This window comes from Cupriavidus sp. FW306-01-F10A (genome assembly GCF_058782785.1).
Window position 1 is genome coordinate 32417 of record NZ_JBYSYA010000033.1, and the last position, 20546, is coordinate 52962.

Annotated in this window: 16 protein-coding genes; 6 read left to right on the top strand and 10 right to left on the bottom strand. The window is 60.5% G+C overall.

All coding sequences use genetic code 11. The features are described from left to right. Positions 1-7 precede the first annotated feature (7 nt). The gene (locus tag AC3WLF_RS29090; RefSeq protein WP_492359180.1) at positions 8-985 is read right to left on the bottom strand and encodes a LysR family transcriptional regulator; all 978 of its coding nucleotides are present in this window, start codon (positions 983-985) and stop codon (positions 8-10) included. Beyond that, complete coding sequence (locus AC3WLF_RS29095; RefSeq protein WP_492359181.1) at positions 982-1908, bottom strand: LysR substrate-binding domain-containing protein; 927 nt, start codon at positions 1906-1908, stop codon at positions 982-984. Before AC3WLF_RS29095 ends, AC3WLF_RS29090 begins: the two co-directional genes overlap by 4 nt. A 433-nt stretch (positions 1909-2341) precedes the next feature. Here AC3WLF_RS29095 and AC3WLF_RS29100 point away from each other — a divergent pair, with 433 nt between their 5' ends. The 5 genes from AC3WLF_RS29100 (at position 2342) to AC3WLF_RS29120 (ending at position 10038) form a co-directional block, all read left to right on the top strand. Next, positions 2342-4015 (top strand): DUF1302 domain-containing protein, encoded by a 1674-nt coding sequence (locus tag AC3WLF_RS29100; protein WP_492359182.1) that lies wholly within the window; start codon positions 2342-2344, stop codon positions 4013-4015. Positions 4016-4052: 37 nt separating this feature from the next. Then, positions 4053-5438, top strand: a complete 1386-nt coding sequence (locus tag AC3WLF_RS29105; RefSeq protein WP_492359183.1) for a DUF1329 domain-containing protein — start codon at positions 4053-4055, stop codon at positions 5436-5438. Positions 5439-5721: 283 nt separating this feature from the next. Then, the gene (locus tag AC3WLF_RS29110; RefSeq protein ID WP_492359184.1) at positions 5722-6606 is read left to right on the top strand and encodes a WD40/YVTN/BNR-like repeat-containing protein; all 885 of its coding nucleotides are present in this window, start codon (positions 5722-5724) and stop codon (positions 6604-6606) included. 12 nt (positions 6607-6618) lie between these two features. Then, a complete protein-coding gene (locus AC3WLF_RS29115; RefSeq protein WP_492359185.1) occupies positions 6619-9069 on the top strand; it encodes an efflux RND transporter permease subunit in 2451 nt (816 codons plus the stop codon). A gap of 3 nt (positions 9070-9072) precedes the next feature. Beyond that, entirely contained in the window at positions 9073-10038 is a 966-nt protein-coding gene (locus AC3WLF_RS29120; RefSeq protein WP_492359186.1) for a fumarylacetoacetate hydrolase family protein, read from the top strand. A 79-nt stretch (positions 10039-10117) separates the two neighbouring features. On the opposite strand, the gene AC3WLF_RS29125 is transcribed toward AC3WLF_RS29120, so the two are convergent. From AC3WLF_RS29125 to AC3WLF_RS29160, 8 genes are all read right to left on the bottom strand, one after another. Further along, positions 10118-10684 (bottom strand): carboxymuconolactone decarboxylase family protein, encoded by a 567-nt coding sequence (locus AC3WLF_RS29125; RefSeq protein WP_492359195.1) that lies wholly within the window; start codon positions 10682-10684, stop codon positions 10118-10120. A gap of 72 nt (positions 10685-10756) precedes the next feature. Next, the gene (locus AC3WLF_RS29130; protein WP_492359187.1) at positions 10757-11698 is read right to left on the bottom strand and encodes a VOC family protein; all 942 of its coding nucleotides are present in this window, start codon (positions 11696-11698) and stop codon (positions 10757-10759) included. A 61-nt stretch (positions 11699-11759) separates the two neighbouring features. Further along, positions 11760-12608, bottom strand: coding sequence for a fumarylacetoacetate hydrolase family protein (locus AC3WLF_RS29135; RefSeq protein ID WP_492359188.1), 849 nt, complete (start codon positions 12606-12608; stop codon positions 11760-11762). 49 nt (positions 12609-12657) lie between these two features. Then, positions 12658-13659, bottom strand: coding sequence for an alpha/beta hydrolase (locus AC3WLF_RS29140; RefSeq protein ID WP_492359189.1), 1002 nt, complete (start codon positions 13657-13659; stop codon positions 12658-12660). After that, complete coding sequence (locus AC3WLF_RS29145; RefSeq protein WP_492359190.1) at positions 13656-15014, bottom strand: amidohydrolase family protein; 1359 nt, start codon at positions 15012-15014, stop codon at positions 13656-13658. The genes AC3WLF_RS29140 and AC3WLF_RS29145 overlap by 4 nt, the downstream gene beginning before the upstream one ends. After that, entirely contained in the window at positions 14990-16552 is a 1563-nt protein-coding gene (locus AC3WLF_RS29150) for an FAD-dependent monooxygenase (RefSeq protein ID WP_492359191.1), read from the bottom strand. The genes AC3WLF_RS29145 and AC3WLF_RS29150 overlap by 25 nt, the downstream gene beginning before the upstream one ends. A 3-nt stretch (positions 16553-16555) precedes the next feature. Beyond that, positions 16556-17626, bottom strand: a complete 1071-nt coding sequence (locus AC3WLF_RS29155) for a porin (protein ID WP_492359192.1) — start codon at positions 17624-17626, stop codon at positions 16556-16558. Between the two features lie 43 nt (positions 17627-17669). After that, positions 17670-19154 carry an MFS transporter gene (locus tag AC3WLF_RS29160; RefSeq protein WP_492359193.1) on the bottom strand — a complete coding sequence of 495 codons (1485 nt, stop codon included), beginning with the start codon at positions 19152-19154 and terminating at the stop codon, positions 17670-17672. Here AC3WLF_RS29160 and AC3WLF_RS29165 point away from each other — a divergent pair. Continuing rightward, positions 19153-20145, top strand: coding sequence for a LysR family transcriptional regulator (locus AC3WLF_RS29165; protein ID WP_492359194.1), 993 nt, complete (start codon positions 19153-19155; stop codon positions 20143-20145). The genes AC3WLF_RS29160 and AC3WLF_RS29165 overlap by 2 nt on opposite strands. Positions 20146-20546 lie beyond the last annotated feature (401 nt).

Consider the following 20546-nt stretch of genomic DNA (forward strand, 5'->3'; position numbering starts at 1 on the left):
AACTCCACTACACACTGCCGGCCGCATCCTGCGTTCTCGGCATGTGTTGTTCCGCGCAGTCTCGAATGAATTCGCGCATCCACTGGTTGGCCGGATCGTCCTCAAGGTGGTTGGGCCAGACGAGTGTTTCGTTCAACGGCGGCAACGCAATCGGGGCCGGCAACACGCGCAAGTCGTAATGTGGAGCGCAAGCCAAGGCCAACACGGTGGGTATGGTCGCGATATGCTGCGTGCCGCTCACGAGAGCCGGCACTGCCAGGAAGTATTCGCTTTTCGCGATGAAGCGGCGCCGACGCCGGTCCCCCGCATCCTCATTTTCCACAGACATCACGCGGCCATCCCCGAACGTCGGCGCGACATGACGCAAGGAGTAAAACAGATCGCGCGTTAGCGTCGCACCAACGCGCTTGTTTCCGGACCATACGATGCAACTGTAGCCGCTCGTAAAAAGCGGAAGACGGCCATAGCCCTGCGGAACATAGCGGCCAGGCAGCACCAGGAGGTCAGCTCCCCGTCGCTCCAGTGCCTCCTCAACCAGCGTGCGGGAGGACCGTAACGGCGCGGCCGAATGAATCGTGAGCGACACGCTCGGCGCAGCCTGCTCAAGCGCAGCGGCAACGTGCGTAAACAGCAGCTTCGCCACCATGTCTGAACAGATGATCGAGAACCGCTGTATCGCAGATCGCGCGTCGAATCCTGCGCGCAAGCGAGCAATGCCCTCGGCGCGCTCGAGCGCTTCGCGTACGGGCCTCTCGAGCTGCAGAGCCAACGGCGTGGGAATCATGCGCCGGCTCACCGACACCAGCAACTCATCGCCAAAATGATCGCGAAGGCGTGCCAATGCCGCACTGCAAGCCGGCTGACCGATATGCAGTTGTTCCGCCGCGCGGCTGACACTCCGGGTTTCCAGCAGCGCGTTGAGCGCAATCAACAGGTTCAGGTCCAGATCTCGATAATTCATTTCGGCCGCCGAAATCTGGCTCAATGATTCTGTGCCACTTCAATGATCAAATCACGAAACCAGGCCAATGCTGGATCGTCCAGTTGGGCGTCGCTCCATTGGAGCGACTCCGAGAATGGAGAAGCGCGTACCTCCGGAGGCAGATCAAACACATCAAGCGGTAGCGTACGTGCAAGTTCCTCCCCAAGTCGCTTCGGCACGAGCGCTACGTATGAACTGCCGACCACCATTTCTGCGGCAACTACGAATTGATCAACCATGATTGGTTTGCGCCGGTGCAGGCCCGCGATCGCCATTGGCCGCGCATCGAACGGATCGTTCGATTGCCATCCGAACTGCAATGTCACATGCGACAGTTGCTCCAGGAGGGCCAGCGTCAGGCCGGTACGCGTATGAGGGTTTCCGCGCCAAGCCAAGCAGCAAAAGCGCTCATTGAAGAGCCTTGCCGACGGCTGTGACGGCGCGCAGTAGTCGGTCGGCAAAATTGAGAAGTGGGCGCCGCGCCGCGCCAGGTTCTCCGTCGGAGACAGCGCGGCGGAGGACGTGTTCAAGGGCCTCACTGCCAAGGACGCTTGCGGTGCCTCGTCGGCAAGCCGCCGAACAATCTTCGGCATGAACGTCACCGCAACGTAGTCCGAGCACAGCACAACGAATTCTCTGCGACTGTCGCGCGGTATGAAATCGGGCTGTGCGTGAACGATGGATTCGATTCCTTGCAGCCACTCAGTCACTGCATCCTGCAGATCCAGTGCAAGTGGTGTGGGCACCATTTGCCTGTTCAGAGGTGTCAGCAGTTCATCGCCGAAATGGTCTCGCAGTCGTGCTAGCGCTGAACTGACTGCCGACTGGCCGAGGTCAAGGCTGATCGCAGCCAGTGAAACACTCCGCTCCTTCAGCAGTGCATCCAGCACCATCAACAGGTTGAGGTCGAGACCCTTGAGGCGCATCGCGAGGCTTTCTCATCCATCAATTTCATCAATACCTGCAGGCAATTTCACTGAACTTCGGTGGCCTGTCGTCTCCTGCCGGCTACTCGACACCCGTCAAGAGCAGTGTCGCCAACAGCGGCGCCATTGTGCATTAAATGTCCGAAACCCCGCAGCACCGTACAAACCCTGAGGCCACCGGGACGCCCCGACGTGCTGGTAGTGCGCAATGTCAGGCGCGTGCCCGTTTCGCGTTCGATCCATCAATGCTGTTGATTTTTGAAATTGAAATCTTTCATTTTTCGCGGCAATCCCCCCCACCAATAATTCCAGCACATCAGCGTGATCGTCGCCTGCCAGGACGCCCTCTTCAAAGGCCTGCCGATGAATCCGACCAAATCGCATCCACCTAGAGCCCGATGCGGCAAATAGCGAGAGGAGACCCGTGAGATCGATGTACAACACATCCGCCCGCCCGATAATCTGTGCGGGCGCCACGCATGACACGGGGCGGCCACGGGCCGCCGCGGCAGTTGTTGCAGCAATGGTGGCGGGCCTGTTCACCTCTCAGGCTCGTGCATTCACCTTCACATTCGACGATCCGGACCTAAGCGGTGATCTCAACACCCGCTTGTCCTATTCCACGGCCTACCGCCTGCGACCAGCAGACCCTGGCCTCCAGTTCAACCCCGCTTCGCCGACCACGATCAACCTGGATGACGGCAACAACGCATTCCACCATCGTGGGTCTATTCAAAATCGCGTCGACCTGTTCTCCGAATTCGACCTGAAGTACAAGAGTTATGGCGTTCGCTTCTCCGGCAATGCGTATTACGACGCGATGTATAACCGCGAGAGCGCTAACAACTCGCCCCACACCACGAATAACCTGAGTGTCCCTTTTAATCAGTTCACGAGTGCCACCCGGACCATTGAGGGCCGGCAAGTCGAGTTACTCGACGCATTCGTGTTCGGCACTGAGAAAGTTGGACAAGTGCCCGTCACCGTACGTGCGGGCCAACTCGCGCAACTGTGGGGGGAAACGCTGTTTTTCGGCGCCAACGGCATCGCAGGCGGTATGTCGCCGAACGACGTATCCAAATTTCTATCCGACCCAAGCGCCGAGTTCAAGCAAATCATCCGGCCGACACCGCAGTTGACTGTGTCATCGCAATTGCCCAACAACATCACGTTGGGTGCGTACTACCAATTTGCCTGGCGGCCCAACCGGCTGCCTTCAGCAGGCAGCTATTTCTCGTCAGCCGACATCGTGGGAGACGGCGCAGAAAGCCTCTATCTGCCCATTCCGGGCATGCCGCCGCAACTCTCACGCGCGGGCGACATGGATGGCAAGAACTCCGGGCAGTACGGTCTTCAACTGCGCTTCTCGCCGGTCGGCTGGAATACGGATTTCGGCCTCTACGCGATCCGCTTCAACGCGAAAGACCCTCAGCTTTATGCGACACCACTGCTTGGGACGTACCGCATGGTCTATCCGAATGGCGTGCGCTCATTCGGTGCCAGCTTCTCGACCAACCTTGGCGACGCAAACGTGGCAGGCGAAGCGTCCATCCGCCACAACATGCCGCTGACCAGCGACTTGGTCGTCGACTTCTCCAACGTGGGCAACAACACCAGCAACCCGCTTTATGCCGTCGGCAATACCGCCCACGCCAATTTGTCCGTGCTGTACTCCGTGCCTCGCACGCCGCTCTGGCGAGATGCAACCCTGGCCGCCGAGTTCGGCTGGAACAGGCGCCTGTCCATCACAGCGCATCCGGAGGCGCTCACGCCCCTTGCCACACGTGATGCCGGCGGTATCCAGCTGGTATTTGCACCGAACTACTACCAGGTGCTGCCTGGGCTCGATATCAGTGTGCCCCTTAGCGTCGGCTACAACCTGTTCGGCCGCTCGTCGGTGGTCGGGTTTAACGGCATTGGCTACCACACAGGCAACCTGTCGATCGGCGTGAAAGGCACCTACGAGCAAGTTTGGAATATCGCCCTCAAGTACGCGCGTTTCCTCGGCGCCGCGGCACCTTTGCTGGATGCCCACGGCCACATGACCTTTGGCCAGACGCTGGCCGACCGCGACTACGTTTCGCTCTCGTTGTCGCGCAGCTTCTGACCCGTCCGCCCGCCGCCTTATCCCAATGAGATCCAACATGACACGCACCACGCCCCCAGTTCGTCTGCGCAGCGCCTCCCTCGCAGCGATTACTCTACTCGCCAGCACGTTTGTGGCGTCCTTCAGCCTGTGCGCACACGCCGCAGTAACCACGGCAGAAGCCGAAAAACTCAAAAGCACGCTCACCCCAATGGGCGCAGAGAAGGCCGCCAGCAAGGACGGTGCGATTCCGGAGTGGACCGGCGCGGAAATCAAAGGGGGCCAAGCGGTCGACGGCAAGCGCTCCGACCCGTTCGCGAATGAGAAGCCGCTCTACTCGATCACCGCGCAGAACATGGCGCAGTATGCGGAAAAGCTCACCGATGGTCAGCAGGCCTTGCTCAAGAAATATGCTGACTATCGCATCGACGTGTATCCAACCCATCGCACTGGCATTGCACCGCAATGGGTGTATGAAGCCACCTTCAAGAACGCCACCAGCGCGAAGCTCGAGGCAGGCAATCTGAAGGTCGCAAACGCCTATGGCGGGGTGCCCTTTCCCATTCCCAAGAGCGGCGACGAGGCGATCTGGAACCACCTGCTGCGCTACGCCCCGCCGGCTGATGTCATTGCCTACAGCCACTATGCGATGACATCAGATGGCGGGCGGGTTCTTCTGTCTTCCGGCAAGGTCTATGAGTTGCGTCCCTACTACGTCAAGGGTGGCGCAGAAAAATTCGATGGCTATTTCTGGAAGATCTACCAGGTCAACTCGGCACCGGCGTTGCGTGCCGGTGAGGCCATGGTCGGCTGGAACGCAATCGACCGAGCCGACCGCGTTGACCCGGTGTGGACCTATCTGCCCGGTCAGCGCCGCGTGCGCAAGGTACCGCTTGCCGCATACGACACACCCGTTCCCGCCACCTCCGGCTTCTCCACGTTCGACGAAATCAACCTGTTCGGCGGTGCGCCCGATCGTTACGAGTGGAAGCTGCTCGGCAAGAAGGAAATGATCGTTCCTTACAACACGAACCGTGCATTGCAGGTGAAGGACGAACAGCTGCTCGGCAAGAATTTCGTCAACCCGGATGCCGTTCGCTGGGAGGTCCATCGCGTATGGGTGCTGGACGCGCAATTGAAGTCAGGCAAGCGCCATCAGATTCCGCACAAGCGGATTTACCTCGATGAGGACACATGGACCGGCGTGCTTGCGGACGGCTGGGATGCAAACGGCCAACTGTGGAAATCGTACTGGCAATGGTTGATGACCATGTCGGACGCCCCTGGCGCGTTGCCGACAACCTTTGGCAGCTACGACCTGCTCAAAGGCGGCTACCTTGCGCAGAACGTGCTTGGGTCAAACAAGGCCCAGTACACGATTCCCGCCAAGCCGTTCGATGACGGCATGTTCAGCGCCGAAGCCATGGCGGCAGCGGGTCAGTGAGGGCAGCGCCATGCAGTCAGCAGGTTTGCGATTGTCCCGCCGTCGGATGCTACAAGCGCTAGCGGTTGCCGCGGTAGGCTGCGCGCTCACGTTGCCGGAAGAAACCTTTGCCGAGCCACTGGCGCGCCCAGCGGTACGTCCCGCCGTGTTGTCGCCACAGGCGCTGCATGGGGTCATGCAATCGGTCGCGTTTGCCGGTGCACGCTTGGTCGCGGTCGGTGAGCGCGGCATCGTTCTTCTATCAGACGATGGGGGGCGGAAGTGGCGGCAAGTGGGGACCCCTGTGAGCGTCACGCTCACCTGCGTCCAATTTGTTGATGCACGGCGAGGCTGGGCGGCCGGGCATGCGGGCGTCATCCTTCACACCGATGATGGCGGCGAACACTGGACGCGGCAGCTCGATGGTGCTCGCGCCGCGGAGTTGACCCTGTCTGAAGCCAAGACGCGCATGCAGGGCAGCAAAGACCAACCGGAGGCCGCCTCCACAGATGCCGCTCGCCTTCTGGCCAGCGCGGAGCGGCTGGTTGCCGAGGGTGCCGATAAGCCGTTCTTCTCGATCTGGTTCACCAACGCCAACCGCGGCACCGCAGTGGGCGCCTACGGGATTGCGGTGCACACCGAGGACGGCGGCAAAACATGGCAATCGTGGACGGCCCGGCTCAATAACCCGCGCAGCCTGCATCTCTATGGGGTACGCCAACAAGGCGACGTCGCCTGGATTGCCGGCGAACAAGGGTTCCTGATGCGCACCGACGACAACGGCCACCAGTTCTCGCCGGCAGTCGTGCCATACAAGGGCAGCCTTTTCACGATGGATGTGGCACCCAACGGCACCGTCGTCGTTGGTGGCTTACTCGGCAATCTGCTTCGATCAACCGACGGTGGCGCGACATTCGCACCATTGACATCCCCGGGTCCACTCACGATCTCCGACATCCTCTATTCGCGTGACGGTGCGCTACTGGTCGTGGATCAGTCGGGGCAGGTGTTCGTCAGCCGGGATCAAGGCACATCGTTCACAGAACGCATGCCACGCCCACCGTTTCCGATCAACGGTATCGCACAACAGGCGGATACCGTGATTGGGGCCGGCTTTGGCGGCGTGGTCACAGTTGGCTCCGTACGCTCCGGCAACACGCCCGCCGAAGCGTCGGCCTCCCATCGTTAAAGGAAGATACAGATGGCATCCCCGCAACCTACCCGCCGCCCCAACGCGGCGGCGGGCGCGCCTGCGCTTTTCGACCCCCACTCCGGCGGTTGGGTCGAGCGCTTGCTGTTCAATCATCGCGTCGTGGTCGTTGCGCTTTGCGCGCTGATGAGTGTGGTGCTGGGGCTTCAAGCGTCTCGCGTCACGTTGAATGCGAGTTTTGAAGACACCTTGCCCATCGGGCACCCTTTCATCCAGCACTATCTAGACAATCGCGGTGAGTTGCAGGGCCTGGGCAATGCTGTGCGCATCAGCGTCGAAGCACCGGCGCTCGGCAGCGGCAAGCCTGGAACGATCTACGACCCACACTATCTCGCCCTGCTTGCGAAGATCAACGATGAGGTCTTTCTGTTGCCGGGTGTGGATCGCCCCTTCATGAAGTCGATCTGGACCCCCAACATGCGCTGGGTTGCTGTCACGGAAGATGGCTTGGATGGCGGGCCCGTCATCCCCGATGACTACGATCCTACGTCGCAAGCGTCGATCGACAAAGTTCGGTTGAACGTCCAGCGCTCGGGGGAAATTGGCCAGATCGTCGCGATGGACGGAGCGTCTTCCGTGATCTACGTCCCCCTCGTGGCACGCGATGCAAGAACCGGCAACCCGATCGACTATGGCGCACTGACCGAGGGTCTTGAACGCATCCGGGCAAAGTATCAGGCGCAGGGCGTCAAGATCCACATCACCGGTTTCGCCAAGGTACTTGGCGATCTGATCGACGGAATTAAAACGATCCTCATGTTTTTCGGGATTGCCGTCGTCATCGCTTGCACTGTCCTGTATGGCTACACCCGCTGCATGCGTAGTGCGCTGTTGGTGGTGAGCTGCTCGCTCGTTGCAGTGGTATGGCAGCTCGGCCTCGTGCGCTTTCTGGGCTATCAACTGGACCCCTATTCCGTGCTGGTTCCGTTTCTGGTGTTTGCCATTGGCATGAGTCACGGCGCCCAGAAGATGAACGGCATCATGCAGGACATCGGGCGTGGCATGCCCGGGGTTGTGGCGGCGCGTTACACCTTCCGCCGCCTCTTCCTGGCCGGGCTCGCCGCCCTGCTATGCGATGCGGTCGGATTCGCGGTGTTGATGATCATCCGTATTCCGGTGATCCAGCATCTGGCCCTGATTGCGAGCATCGGCGTGGCTGTGCTGATCTTTACCAACTTGGTATTACTGCCGATCCTGCTGAGCTACACCGGCGTGAGCCGCGCGGCCGCCGCGCGCAGCCTGCGCGACGACGACGACGCACCTGCCGCAGCGTCAAAACATCCGGCATGGGCGTTTCTCGATCATTTCACACAACGACGCGTCGCGTTGGCCACCACGCTGACTGCGGCAGTGTTGGGGATCGGCGGATACGTCGTCAGCCTACGCCTTCAGGTCGGTGACCTCGATCCTGGCGCACCGGAGCTGCGTGCGGATTCACGCTACAACCGAGATGTCGCCTTCATGGCCGCCAACTATGGCGCGTCGAGCGATGCCTTCGCTGTCTTGGTCAAAACACCCGACGGAGGTTGTGCGAGCTATCAAGCAGCAATGCTGACGGATGCACTGGAATGGCGGTTGCGCGGCATACCGGGCGTGGAATCGACTTATTCACTCGCCACCTATGACCGGATGCTGGCCATCGGCCTCAACGAGGGCAACACGAAATGGTATGAGGTTGTTCCGAGCCAGGGCCTGCTGAATACCATCGCCGCGCGCGCACCTCGCGAACTGGCCAATGAAGCCTGCAACACCCTCACCGTACTGGCCTACCTCAAGGACCACAAAGCGAGCACCCTGAACGCGGTGGTGGCCGCGGCGCAGGATTTCGCAAACCAAAACGACAGCGGGGACGCACGTTTTCTCCTCGCTGCCGGCACCGCTGGTTTTGCCGCCGCAACCAACATCGTCGTTGAGAAGGCCAGCCACGAGATGCTCTTCTGGGTTTACGGCGCCGTGATCGTGCTGTGCCTGCTGACCTTCCGCTCCTGGCGCGCAACGGTATGCGCGGTACTCCCGCTCATGCTGACGTCGATTCTGTGCGAGGCACTGATGGTCTGGCTCGGTATCGGCGTCAAGGTCGCCACCCTCCCTGTCATCGCACTGGGCGTTGGCATTGGCGTGGACTACGCGCTCTACGTCATGAGCATGACGCTGGCGAAACTGCGCGAAGGCCGGTCGTTGTCGCAGGCTTACTACTCGGCACTTGTGTTTACCGGTCGCGTCATCCTGCTCACAGGGGCGACGCTGGCACTGGGCGTTGCCACGTGGATTGCCTCCCCGATAAAGTTTCAAGCCGACATGGGCCTGCTGCTTGCCTTCATGTTCGTCTGGAACATGTTGGGTGCGCTGGTTCTGCTGCCCTCGCTGGCGTACTTTCTGTTCCCTGCCGCGCGAATTCGACACGCGGCGCCTACCGAGACTTCTGTTGCGCTGGCCAACTGACACATGAAGCTTGCGACCCTGCACAATGGCAAGCGCGACGGCCAACTGGTTGTGGTGTCGCGCGACCTGGCCACCGCTGTTCCTGCACGTGGCGTCGCACCGAGTCTGATCCATGCACTCGAGAATTGGACGCGGGTCAAGGGCGCGCTGGAAACCCTGTACCAGGAGCTCAATGCCAAGCGCATCGACGAGGCCCGCCCATTCGATGTTCAGCAGTGTTTGGCGCCACTACCACGGGCGCCATATCGCATCGATATCGTTCCCGCGCCAGCGGGCACACAGCAACCGGTCGACGGCGGGGCCTCGCAGATTCCACGTCTACAGCAGGGTATCAGCGACGCGTATACGAGCGGCATCGAGAACATCATGCTCCCTGCGGACGTCTCTGGCATTTGCTTCGAGGCCCGCCTATCCGCCGCCGTTGACGACGTTCCCATGAGCACATCGCATCGAGATGCGATCCGCCACGTGCGGCTTCTCATGCTGACAAGCGAATTGAGTGCGGTGGCACACGGAGCTCAAGCCCCCTCTACGTGTCGCACGCACCGCGCATGCATCTCGATTTCCTGCGCACCGATTGCGATCACACCTGACGAGTTCGTCGATCCCTTACACCTTGATGGCGTGAGGTTTCCGCTCGCACTGCGTGTCAACGGCGAACCAATGCCGATGCAAAGTCAGGATGAGACGCTCTCCAATTTTCCGCCCTGGATCGTGCAAGCGAGCCGCTGGCGCGCGTTAAGCGCCGGAACGCTCGTTGGTGCTAAGCGGGTTGTTCACTTGAACCAAGCGCGCTCGATGACACTGAACGCTCGGAATGCGCCTTCCGATGCATTTCATGCACAAGCAGATGTCGCCAAGCACGGCGCCCGCATCCACGTGGAGATGATGGATGCACAAAATCGGACGATCTTCGGTGCGATTCAACATCGCCTGGTGGGCGAAACGGAAGACTCACTGCATCGGTGAGAGGCCGACTAACACGAAGGCCGACGCTGCGGGCCCAGCCATACGTACACCAAGTGCGCCAGGGCGGCGCACTTTCTCGCTATTGAGGCTCGTCTGGCCCGAACGGCAACTCGGTTTGTCCCTGCGCAACAACGTTGAAAACATTCAACGTCATTGCGACCAGCGCGTAGTATCCGAGCAGGCCGACCAGATTGACGAGCACCTCCGTGCCAAACGCCGTGATCGCGTCTTGGTAGGTTGCATCGGTCACGCGCTTGCGCTCATAGAGCTCGTCAACGAGGCGCCATATCAAGGCCTCTTCGGCATTCGCCAGTGTGGGTGGCTCACCCAACCGAACGGCTTCGAGCAATGCAGGTGATAGACCCGCATTCACGCCGATCGGATAGTGAATGTGCCACTCGGCCTGAGACCGCCATTTTGCAGCCGTGCACAGGATGGCGAACTCGGAGAGCCGCAGCGCAAGCCCTGTGCAGTATCGGCAAAATGCACCCAGCTCCTGGGCACGCTGGGCAAGCTCCGGACTATGTATCCAAGACAGAAAAGGGCCATCGAGGTTGCCTCGCGGGCCTTTGAGGATGGCTTGCAAAACCGTGCGCTGGGCGTCCGAAGCCTGATTCACGTCGAGTGCTGGCAATCTACGGTCCAACTGAACACTCCTTGGATGATGCGCTTTTTCACTGACCGGCATACCGCGGATCCTTCTTCCGCAGTATGCCGTTCACGCCTCTGTGTTGTGGACGAAGTTGTCCGGCACGGCGGGTCCCCAAAGGTAGAGCGAATCCTCCGGCGGGAAGTCTCCCGCCGGCCACGCACGTCCGGCCGACACAAAGTCGATATCCGCCGAATACTCGCAAAACGAGCCCCACGGGTCTTCCACGTAGTGGAAATAGTTCGACCCCAAGACGTGCCGGCCGGTGCCCCACCCTTTCACATAGCCTGCCGCCGCCATTTGTGCGGCACCCTCACCGACAACATCCACGCTTTCGACATCCCACGACGAGTGATGCCAACCTCGTGCGCTGCTTTTTGCGAACGCCACCAGGTGATGGTCGCAACCGTGTGGCGCATGGGTAAAAGCAATCACATCCAGCGATTTGTCGGACAGACGCAAACCAAGCGCCCTTTCGTAGAACGCCACGGCGCGCAGGACGTCCGGCGTGAACAGCAACACGTGCGAGAGTCGCCTCGGACATACGCGCTGCACGTCCGCGCGCGTGCATGCGCCGCGCATATCTGCTATCGCTTCTTGGTTGACGTGCCGGGGCTTGCTATCCGGGCTGGTCTTTCGGCCGCTACGAACCTGAATGAGGTTCCCATCCGGATCATGGAACCAGAATCCTTCGTCCTGGTGACCGGGCCCTGTCGAAACAAACGAGGCGCCGGCCGCAGCGATCTGATCGTGCAACGCCGGCAGCTCATCGGCATACGCGTTGAAGCTCAGGTAGGCTAATGATTTCCTGGTTGCCTCGATCAGCCGCGCCCATCGATGCCCATCCGCCGCCCGAACGTCCAGCTCGCCAGAACGGCCAGGCACATCGGCAACATCAAGACCAAATGCATCGAAGAAATGGCGCCCCTCCGCCAGCGAGGGCACGTTCAGCGCGAAATGGTCGATCGAATGCACTGCGGCAATCCTACGCGGCGATGTAGTTTCATGCATGGAGGTCTCCTATGTCCTAAATGGGCGCGTCGCGGCCCAACCCGTCGGGAAGCCGGTCGGTTCAACGTGCCGCTTCGTCAACGATCGGGTTGCTCAGCGTACCGATCCCCTCGACGCTGACTTCGCATACGTCGCCATGTTTCATCAGCAGTTTCGGTGTACGCGCCCAGCCGATCCCGGATGGCGTTCCAGTCACGATGACGTCGCCCGGCTCGAGCGTGATCGCTTGGCTCAAGATACTGATCAGGCTTTCGACATCAAACACCATGTCGTTCGTGCTCGCCGACTGGACGACTTCACCGTTCAGACGGGTCTCCAGCCGAAGCCCCTTCGCGCCAGGCGGAAGCTCGTCGGCCGTGACAAGGTCGGGACCAAACGCACCGGTACCGTCGAAGTTCTTGCCGACCGTCCACTGCGGTGTTTTGAACTGATACTCACGGACCGAGGCATCGTTGAAGATGGCGTAGCCGGCCACATGGGCCAGCGCATCTTCCTTGCGAATGTGTCGACCACCTTTCCCGAGGACAGCGGCAATCTCCCCTTCAAAGTCGAGGCCCTCGCTGTCTTGTACCGCAGGTCGCACGAGCGGCTGTTCGTGTGCGATCAAGCTGGTCGTCACCCGAAAGAACAGGGTTGGATAGGAGGGTTGCTCGTAGTTGCTTTCCTTGGTGTGGTCGGCATAGTTCAGCCCGACACAAATGATTTTCGGTGGGCGAGCAAGCGGCGGCAGGAAGGTGATGCCTTCCGAGCTCACCGTTTGTTGACCCGGCTGTGCTTGCCCGTAGCTCTCCAAATCCACTCCGCGCGCCAAGAGCGATTCAAGCGATTCTTCGCCCAGAATGCGCACCATACCGCCTTCGCGCACGCCCAGAGTTGGCTTGCCATTCCTGATAAACGAAACAAAACGCATGGCTACATGCCTCCTATAAAGTTAAAAAAATGACGTTCACCGTCACCCGCTACCGGGGCTGCGGCAAAGCGTGTTGATCCAGCCAAGCCGCGAATGCTTGGCATAGGGTGTCGTTTGCACGGCGTGCTGCCGCCGATGCTTCAAACATGCCGAAGAAGATGTGAAACATGTCGCCAAACCGCTCGACTTCCACAGGCACACCCGCAGCTTCGAGCCGCTTGGCGTAGGCCAATCCCTCTTCATAGAGTGGATCGTGTCCGGCAACGGCTATCAGCGCGGGTGGCATTCCGCCAAGATCTTGTGCGCGCAGCGGCGATGGGGGGCAATCGGCAGCACGCGCGTGCGCATCGCCCATGTATAGCCGCGCAATATCGCGCAGATCGTTGGGTGAAAGCATCGGGAAATCGACTTGTTTCGCCTCGATCAGTCCTACATCGCGCGCCATGTCGACACCTGGGACCACCAGCAGTTGTGCGGCCAGACCGGGCGTGTGGCCGCGCAGGGCAAGCGCGGTCGAGGTCGCCAGATTGGCGCCGGCACTTTCGCCTGCCACGGCGATGCGCGACACATCTCCGCCCAGTTGATCGACGCAGCCGATTGCCCAGCGCGTTGCCGCCAACGCGTCTTCGTGTGCCGCAGGAAACGGGTGTTCCGGCGCGAGTCGATACTCGACCGACACAACCACGGCGCGCAGGTCTCGGCAAAGCTTGCGCGCGATGTCGTCCATGAGCTCGACACTGCCGAGAACGAAGCCACCACCGTGGAAGAACACCACGGTCGGCATCGTGCTTGGCCTGCCCTGCGGGCGATAGACGCGCACAGGCACACGTACCAAGGTACCGGCCACATCGCTCACGGCAATGGCATCTTCGACAGCGCCAACCGTTGGCAGTGGTGCACGCTCACGTGCGGCCATCACAGCGCGTTGCATGCGTTCCCGCGCCTGCGCAGGCGTGCCGGAAAACGGAGGCTGCGCCCCCGCGGTCGACAGTCGCGCCACGATGGCCGCCAATTCCGGATCGAGGGGTTGTTTGAAGAGCGTATCGGTCATTGCAGTCCGAGAATGTATTGCTGAGAGGTCAAGGCACGGGCACGTAGGGCATCGAGATCAACCCCGACCATCCGCCCGTTCCGTTTAACGGCCTTTCCGGCCACAAAAACCGAGTCGACATTGCCAGGATGTGCCGCAAGAACGACCGCCCCCACGGCGTCTGAAACTGGCGCGAGATTCATATCGTCGCCACGAATCAGGACGATGTCGGCTTGCTTCCCCGGCGTGAGCGATCCCACCTTACGATCGAGCCCCGTGGCACAGGCCCCTGCCGCGGTTGCGAACTCCAACACATCGCGTAGCGTCAGGGTGCCGGGAGCATTCGGCACACGGGAATGCCCGCCGCCCATCCATGAGCGGTAGTAGGCAAATGCGTGGCGCATCTGCGTAAACATGTCGCCCGAACACTTGGTTTCGGTGTCGCCACTCAGACTCGGCCGTATGCCCGCCGCCAACAGTCGGTCAAACGGGATATCGCCGATGCCCTGCGCGTTCATTTCGCAGTGCACGCCGAGCGATGCGCTGACGCCTGCGTCAGCCATCATCACGATCTCGTCGGCATGGGAAAAACAGCAATGAACGAATGTCAGATCGTCACCCAGCACACCGGCTTCGTGCATCTGCGCAATGGCTCGCACGGAAGCATTGCGCGCATAGGCGCCCATGTGAATACTCGAGCGGATGCCGAGTTCACGAGCCAGTGCCAAATCCGACAGCCAAATGTCACGCTGTGCCATCTCAGGACCACGCGCGGCCATGGCGAGGGTCAGCAACTGGTCGTCGGACGAAAAGAAATGCTTGCGCAAACGGCGAATATCTTCAGGATGCCGACGTTGGCTGTCGAACATCCAGGAGGCCGCCTCGACCAGCGGCCAACCATGGGCAAACACGCCGCGAATGCCAGCGTCCCGCAACGCGGCAATCGCAGCATCCGTATGCTCCGGCGTGTTCTGCACGTGGGACCAATCGAGCATCGTCGTCGTGCCGCTGTCGAGTGCTGACAACGCGCCAAGCAAGGTGCCCGCGTAGACGTCTTCCGGGCGAAAGGCAGCCCCTTTCGCCCCGAGCATCTCTGCAAAGTAGATCTGCGGGTCGATGTCGGCGTAGCGATGCCGCACGCAGGTCTGCCACGTGTGGCGGTGCGTGTCGACGAAGCCGGGCAGCACAATCATGCCGCGCGCGTCGATCCTCTCTGTGTCAGCGGCTTCAATGCTTGGCGCGATTGCGACGATCCGGCTATCTTCCACCAACACATCGCCCTGACGCAGGTCTCCGATGGTTGGATCCATGCTGAGGACCCAACCTCCCGCGATAAGCTTGCGCCGCCCACTCATTGCGCTGGTCTCTTGAGCCATTTCCCGAGCACCGCCTCGATTTCAGCTGGTGTTGCAAGGTTCTCGCTTGCCCAGGCGACATAGCCGTCAGGGCGTACCAGCACCCCCTTCACGCCGTCCAACGCGCTGGGGATGCGCGCAGCCCGCGCCTGCAACACCGTAACGGGCAGCCCTGAGATGTCCAACGTATCGAACTGCCGCCCGAAACCCTCAAGGTCCAGCAGAACGAAATTGCGCTCGCGCAGCGTCTGCGTCACCGCCACCGAACGGCCATCCAGGAGGATCAGGTCGACATCCGGGCAACGGTGCCCCGTCAGTGGATGGCTGCCTTCATCACCCGGATATGGCGCTTCAAGCCCACACAACTCCAGCACCAACTTGCGCTGCACATCCGGCAATGGAATCAGATGCGCCTGCATCCGGCGCTTAAGCGCCACAGCGTCCTCTGAGAAGTTGAACTGCAACACGCACTGCGCCTTGACGCTCTCGAGCAAGCGGTGCATGACCGGCAAGCGTTCAGCGTTGTAGGATTCAAGCGTGCGCTCTTCCGCGACCCCATTGATCACATTGGCCAGCTTCCAGCCAAGATTGAACGCATCCTGAAGGCAGAAATTCATACCGACGCCACTGGCCGGATAGTGAATACGCGCAGACTCCCCAACCAGGAATACGCGGTCCTGGCGCAACGTCGGAACGGCGCGCATCTGATCGTCAAAGCGCGATGCCCAGCGGTATCCGGTAATGCCGTAGTCCGTTCCATGAACATCCCGCAGGCACTGCAACACCTCATCCAGAGTGACCGGCTCGTCCTTCGAAGCATGGCGCCGTTCGCGGTGAACGATGTTGAAGCGCGTAATGCCCTGCCCAAAGGTGTAGCCGCGAATCCAGCCCATCTCGTTGTCGACGTTGATACGCCCGCCGGGCCAAGGCGCTTCGAGCTCGGCATCGACCACAATGCCGCGGAACGTACCCGAATGCCCTTCGAACGGAAGTCCGATCTGCTTGCGAACCATGCTGCGTCCGCCATCCGCCCCAATCAGATACTTTGCGCGCAGAGTGGTAACTGCCCCGTCTGATTTTTCGAGATCGACCTCAACACCCTTGGCATCCTGTCGGACGTCACGGAACTCGGCCCCGCGTTCAATGACGGCACCACTTTCCATGGCCCAGTCCCAAAGGACTTCCTCCGTGTGGTTCTGCGGGAGCCCCAGCGTGAAGCCAAAACGCGTTTCCAGATACTTCCATTCGATCGGATGAAACCCGGCCCAGATATGCGAAGGCCGGAACGGATATGGCGCGATCGCTCGTGTCTTCTCGATGAAGCGGTCGGCAATACCACGCGCATCAAAGAGCTCAAGCAAACGCGGCAGGATCGTCCCGGCGCGCGATTGGACGCCCGAGGTACGGCGCTCCACCACCAACGTCTTCACGCCTGCCCCAGCCAGTTCTGCCGCCATCGTCAAACCGGATGGGCCGGCGCCGACCACGATTACGTCCCACTGCATTACCCTTTCCTCCATTGAATAATCCGCCCACTTGATTGACTGCGTGGCAAACATCCGTCAAAAGACGTGGGTGATTCCCGTCTCCAAAACCGTCTGCCGAGGCCCCGCTGCGAGCAGTTGATTGCGCATCACTGCGCGTTGGCCTTCCCCCGCGACTTGCAACACACCAAGTACATAGAGGCTGGTGCGCTTTGAGAGCGCGTAGTCGGCATGCGCGTGCAGCTGATTCCATTTGTAGGAATCGAGCTTCGTGTATGAGTACCCGCCCCCCAGACGCAATGCCGGCGTGACGTACTTGTACGCACCCACGTCGATCGACTGCGCCGTTGCCGAGGCGCCGAGCGCCAACAGGCGCGTGTAGCTGTAGTTGCCCATCACCCGCCAACCGTCGTTCACGTAGGCCACGCCTATGCTGCCGATGTTCTGGTTCTGAAACAGCGCCGCATTGGGTGTCTGCGTGAGATCGATGCCGTAGAGCCGGGGCACACCCAGCTTCGTTCCAGGCGTATAAGGAACCCCATTCACGGACTCCCATACGGCCACCGCCTGCCACGGATTGCCGGTGTAGCTGATCTCGGCCCCGATCGCCCGTCCGATATTGGTCGAGGATCCGGATGACCCAATTCCGTACATCGCACCAAATTGGAATCCGCCGTATGTCGGGGATTTGTATTTGATGGTGCTGTTGAGCGAATTGCCGACGGTACGATCCAGGTTCCCAGGATGGGTCGCCAGCAAGGACGTATAGCGCTCGGAAGTGAACGGCACCAGGTCGGCCATCAGGTCGTACATCGACCCGAGCGTGAGCGTTCCCATGCGCGCGGAACTCAAGCCGACAAAGCTCTCGAACGGTGTGCTCATGCCCGTATCGAGGAACGCGTACTTGCTCAACCGGAAAATCGCAGCGGTGTCGCTGTCGATTGCCTCGCGCCCGGACATCGCAATGAATGGGACGGCATGTGTCCCACTTTCTTGCAACAGGCCACTTCCGGACGGGGCTGCATTGGTGGTGTACGACACGCCAACGCCCAGCAGACCGGACAGGGTGACGTTCGATTGTGCTTGGGAAGCGCCAGATGCCAGCGCGCAAATGACAACACCAATTGGCCTACGATGATTCGCCTTCACCTCTGTCTCCTCCTGATTTTTTTTGTCCTGCTAGCCCGCCTTATCAAGTGCCGGCCGAAGCCTGCACTGTTCCTAGCGAGCAACTGCCGCGTCCCAGCCCTCGGTGCAACGCAATGGCAGCCAAACACGCCACCATGCCCGACGCGGCGAACACCGCCGCCATAGCGTAGGGAAGCGCTTGTGCCGCGCCATCAAAGACATAACGACCAACGAGCGCGATCAGCGTTGGCGAAAAACCTTGCCCAACCAGGCCGTTCAGCACCAACACAAGAGCCATGACCAATCCAACGGATTGCGTAGGTACAGTGCGCGACACGATGACCGACGTCACGGTCATGAACGTCCACGAGCAGAGGACAACCATCGCGTCGATGGTCCAGAAGGCACGCAGAGAGTTGGACAGCACTAGCGATACCGTTAAGGCAGCGACGGCGCAGCTCGCGACGAGACCGATCAGTGCCACGCGCGTCAACGGCGCTGCCGTCCTTTTGCTTTGCATGGCAACGCCGACCAGCCAGAGACCCAACGGCCCCGCGGTCAGCATCAACGCACCTTGAGTGAGCCCGAACGCCCTCATATCGAGAGAGAAGCGGCGTGCGGCTACAGTGGGCACCCAGGCAGCAAGCCCATAGGTGATCACTGCGTTGGCGATGACAAACATCAGTAGCGGCCCCAAAAGGCCTCGCCGCTGCCAAAGCAGACGAGCAATGGCGCGTACACCCTCTCCCCCGTGTACCTGCTCGCTCGCCCCGTCGCTTCCCGGCCGCCCGGGATCACGGTTCAGAAAGATCATCAGGCCAATCGGAAAACCAACCATGCCGATCAGGAAAAGCGTCATTTGCCATGAGGCGACATGCCCGATCACGGGTAGCGAGCGCCAATCGGCCGACTGAATTGCGCTCATGAGAGGACCACCCAGCACAAGCGAGAGTCCGGTGCCGAGGATCAGCGCCATGGTGTAGACCGACAACGCACGCGCGCGGCGGATCTCGTCGACGCCGTCACGAATGAGGGAATACGATGACGGTGGGATGAGCGCTTCGGCGCCCCCAACGACGATGCGCGCCAATACCAGCGCGACAAATGACACTGCGGCCGCGTTTGCCGCCACGGCGACGGACCAGATCACAACGCCGCAGGCAATGATCACGCGCCTGTCGAATCTGTCGGCAAGCCATCCTGCCGGCATTCCAACGACGATATTCGCCACGGCAAACGCCGCTCCGATTAGGAAGCTGATCTGGACGTCGTTGACACCGAACTCGCGCTGAATGGGACCGACCATCAGAACCAAGATGTTCTTGTCGATCTGGGCAAGCATGGTGATGACGGTGAGGGTGATCACTAAGCCCCACTGGGCCGACACGGATCTCGCAGTGCAACGATCCTGCATGGTCTTCGTCTCCTTGATCTGTTTACTTTGTGCGGCTTGTCGCACCGCTTTGTGGCCATTGTCCCGTTCGCCGTGACATTTACAAAATTTATTGCTTAAATGCGGAGCATCTATCCTGTAAATTCCTTCCGACATGCGCTTCAACAAGCTCGACCTGAACCAGTTGGTCGTCCTCGACGCCCTCCTCTCCACGCGAAGCGTGGGCAAAGCAGCCGAGCGACTTTTCTTGAGTCAGCCGGCCACAAGCTGTTCACTGGCTCGCCTTCGCGAGTATTTCGAGGATGAGTTGCTCGTACCTGTCGGCAAGACACAAGTGCTGACGCCGCTGGCGATGGAGCTCAGCAAGCCAGTGCGGGATGTACTGCTGCAGATTCAGGCGATCACCCGAGCGCGGCCGTCATTTGATCCCGCTACGTCGACACGACGATTCACAATCGAGTCGTCGGATTACGTCATCAGTGTGTTTCTGTCGGAGGTGGTACGTCGGGCGGCAAAGCTGGCGCCCTTGATGCAGTTCGACCTGCGTGCGATCAGCCCGCAGACTCCTGAGCATCTCGAAAGCGGCGAAGCAGAGCTGTTGATTGCGCCGGAGTTCGCCATGGTGGCTGGCCATCCAGGTGAACCGCTCTTTGAAGACTCGTTTTCCTGCCTCGTGTGTGCGGCCGATCCCGCCTATGGCGAGACCTTGTCGCAGGAGGAGTACTTTGCAGCGACGCATGTCAGCGTTGAATGGGGGGGTGGACGGCGCATTACTTTCGATGCGCGCATGATCTCGACGGGGAAGCGGACACGGCGGCAGAGCGTGATTGCACCTAACTTCACGCTCGTGCCCGAGTTGCTGGTGGGAACATCCCGAATTGCTACCTTGCCCTCGCGTCTGGCTCGCCAGATGGCTACGCGCTTTCCACTACGGGTCATGACCTGCCCCATAGCGATCCCCTCGTTCGCCGAAAACCTGCAATGGCACAAATATCAGGAGCGAGATCCCGCAATCGCGTGGCTCCGGTCCTTGCTCAAGGAGACAGCGGCCAGTCATTGTTCGAGCGCTGCGCTCGGAAACATGACCGAGCCCGGGCACCGTCAACCCATTCGTAAGCGGAAACCCAAAGCGCCGAGTCGTACGTGACCATACTCACGCAAATGCAAGCGCTTGCCGATCGGTTGGCTTGTTCGTGTTCGCATTGCAAATTGCCCAACCGTGCGCGCAGATAGAGCGTTTAGGGTACTACGGACAACTGTTCCCTTCGGCACCCTCAAATGCTGACGTCCCGCGCAGGACAAGCGGATGGGTCGTTAACGTCAGGGTTTCGCACTCTTCATATTGCTCATATCCGCGAACTCGGTACGAGGATGGTTCTCGACTAACTTACTAAAGCTATTGCACTCGTCACTCATGCCGCTTCAAACTTAATGCGCGCGTGCAGATCTCGAAACGATTCGACGTTCCACATTCTGATCCTCGTTGAGCAAGCGCTCGAGGATGCGCCGATAGCGAGCGGGGCCTGCATCGATGGCCAGCAGCGTGGG

Excerpts from the sequence above, each read along its gene's own strand:
- AC3WLF_RS29120 (WP_492359186.1), top strand. The coding sequence starts at position 9,073 with ATGAAGCTTGCGACCCTGCACAATGGCAAGCGCGACGGCCAACTGGTT.
- AC3WLF_RS29150 (WP_492359191.1), bottom strand. The coding sequence starts at position 16,552 with ATGTTTGCCACGCAGTCAATCAAGTGGGCGGATTATTCAATGGAGGAA.
- AC3WLF_RS29160 (WP_492359193.1), bottom strand. The coding sequence starts at position 19,154 with ATGTCGGAAGGAATTTACAGGATAGATGCTCCGCATTTAAGCAATAAA.
- AC3WLF_RS29105 (WP_492359183.1), top strand. The coding sequence starts at position 4,053 with ATGACACGCACCACGCCCCCAGTTCGTCTGCGCAGCGCCTCCCTCGCA.
- AC3WLF_RS29140 (WP_492359189.1), bottom strand. The coding sequence starts at position 13,659 with ATGACCGATACGCTCTTCAAACAACCCCTCGATCCGGAATTGGCGGCC.
- AC3WLF_RS29100 (WP_492359182.1), top strand. The coding sequence starts at position 2,342 with ATGTACAACACATCCGCCCGCCCGATAATCTGTGCGGGCGCCACGCAT.
- AC3WLF_RS29145 (WP_492359190.1), bottom strand. The coding sequence starts at position 15,014 with ATGGCTCAAGAGACCAGCGCAATGAGTGGGCGGCGCAAGCTTATCGCG.
- AC3WLF_RS29135 (WP_492359188.1), bottom strand. The coding sequence starts at position 12,608 with ATGCGTTTTGTTTCGTTTATCAGGAATGGCAAGCCAACTCTGGGCGTG.
- AC3WLF_RS29095 (WP_492359181.1), bottom strand. The coding sequence starts at position 1,908 with ATGCGCCTCAAGGGTCTCGACCTCAACCTGTTGATGGTGCTGGATGCA.
- AC3WLF_RS29130 (WP_492359187.1), bottom strand. The coding sequence starts at position 11,698 with ATGCATGAAACTACATCGCCGCGTAGGATTGCCGCAGTGCATTCGATC.
- AC3WLF_RS29165 (WP_492359194.1), top strand. The coding sequence starts at position 19,153 with ATGCGCTTCAACAAGCTCGACCTGAACCAGTTGGTCGTCCTCGACGCC.
- AC3WLF_RS29115 (WP_492359185.1), top strand. The coding sequence starts at position 6,619 with ATGGCATCCCCGCAACCTACCCGCCGCCCCAACGCGGCGGCGGGCGCG.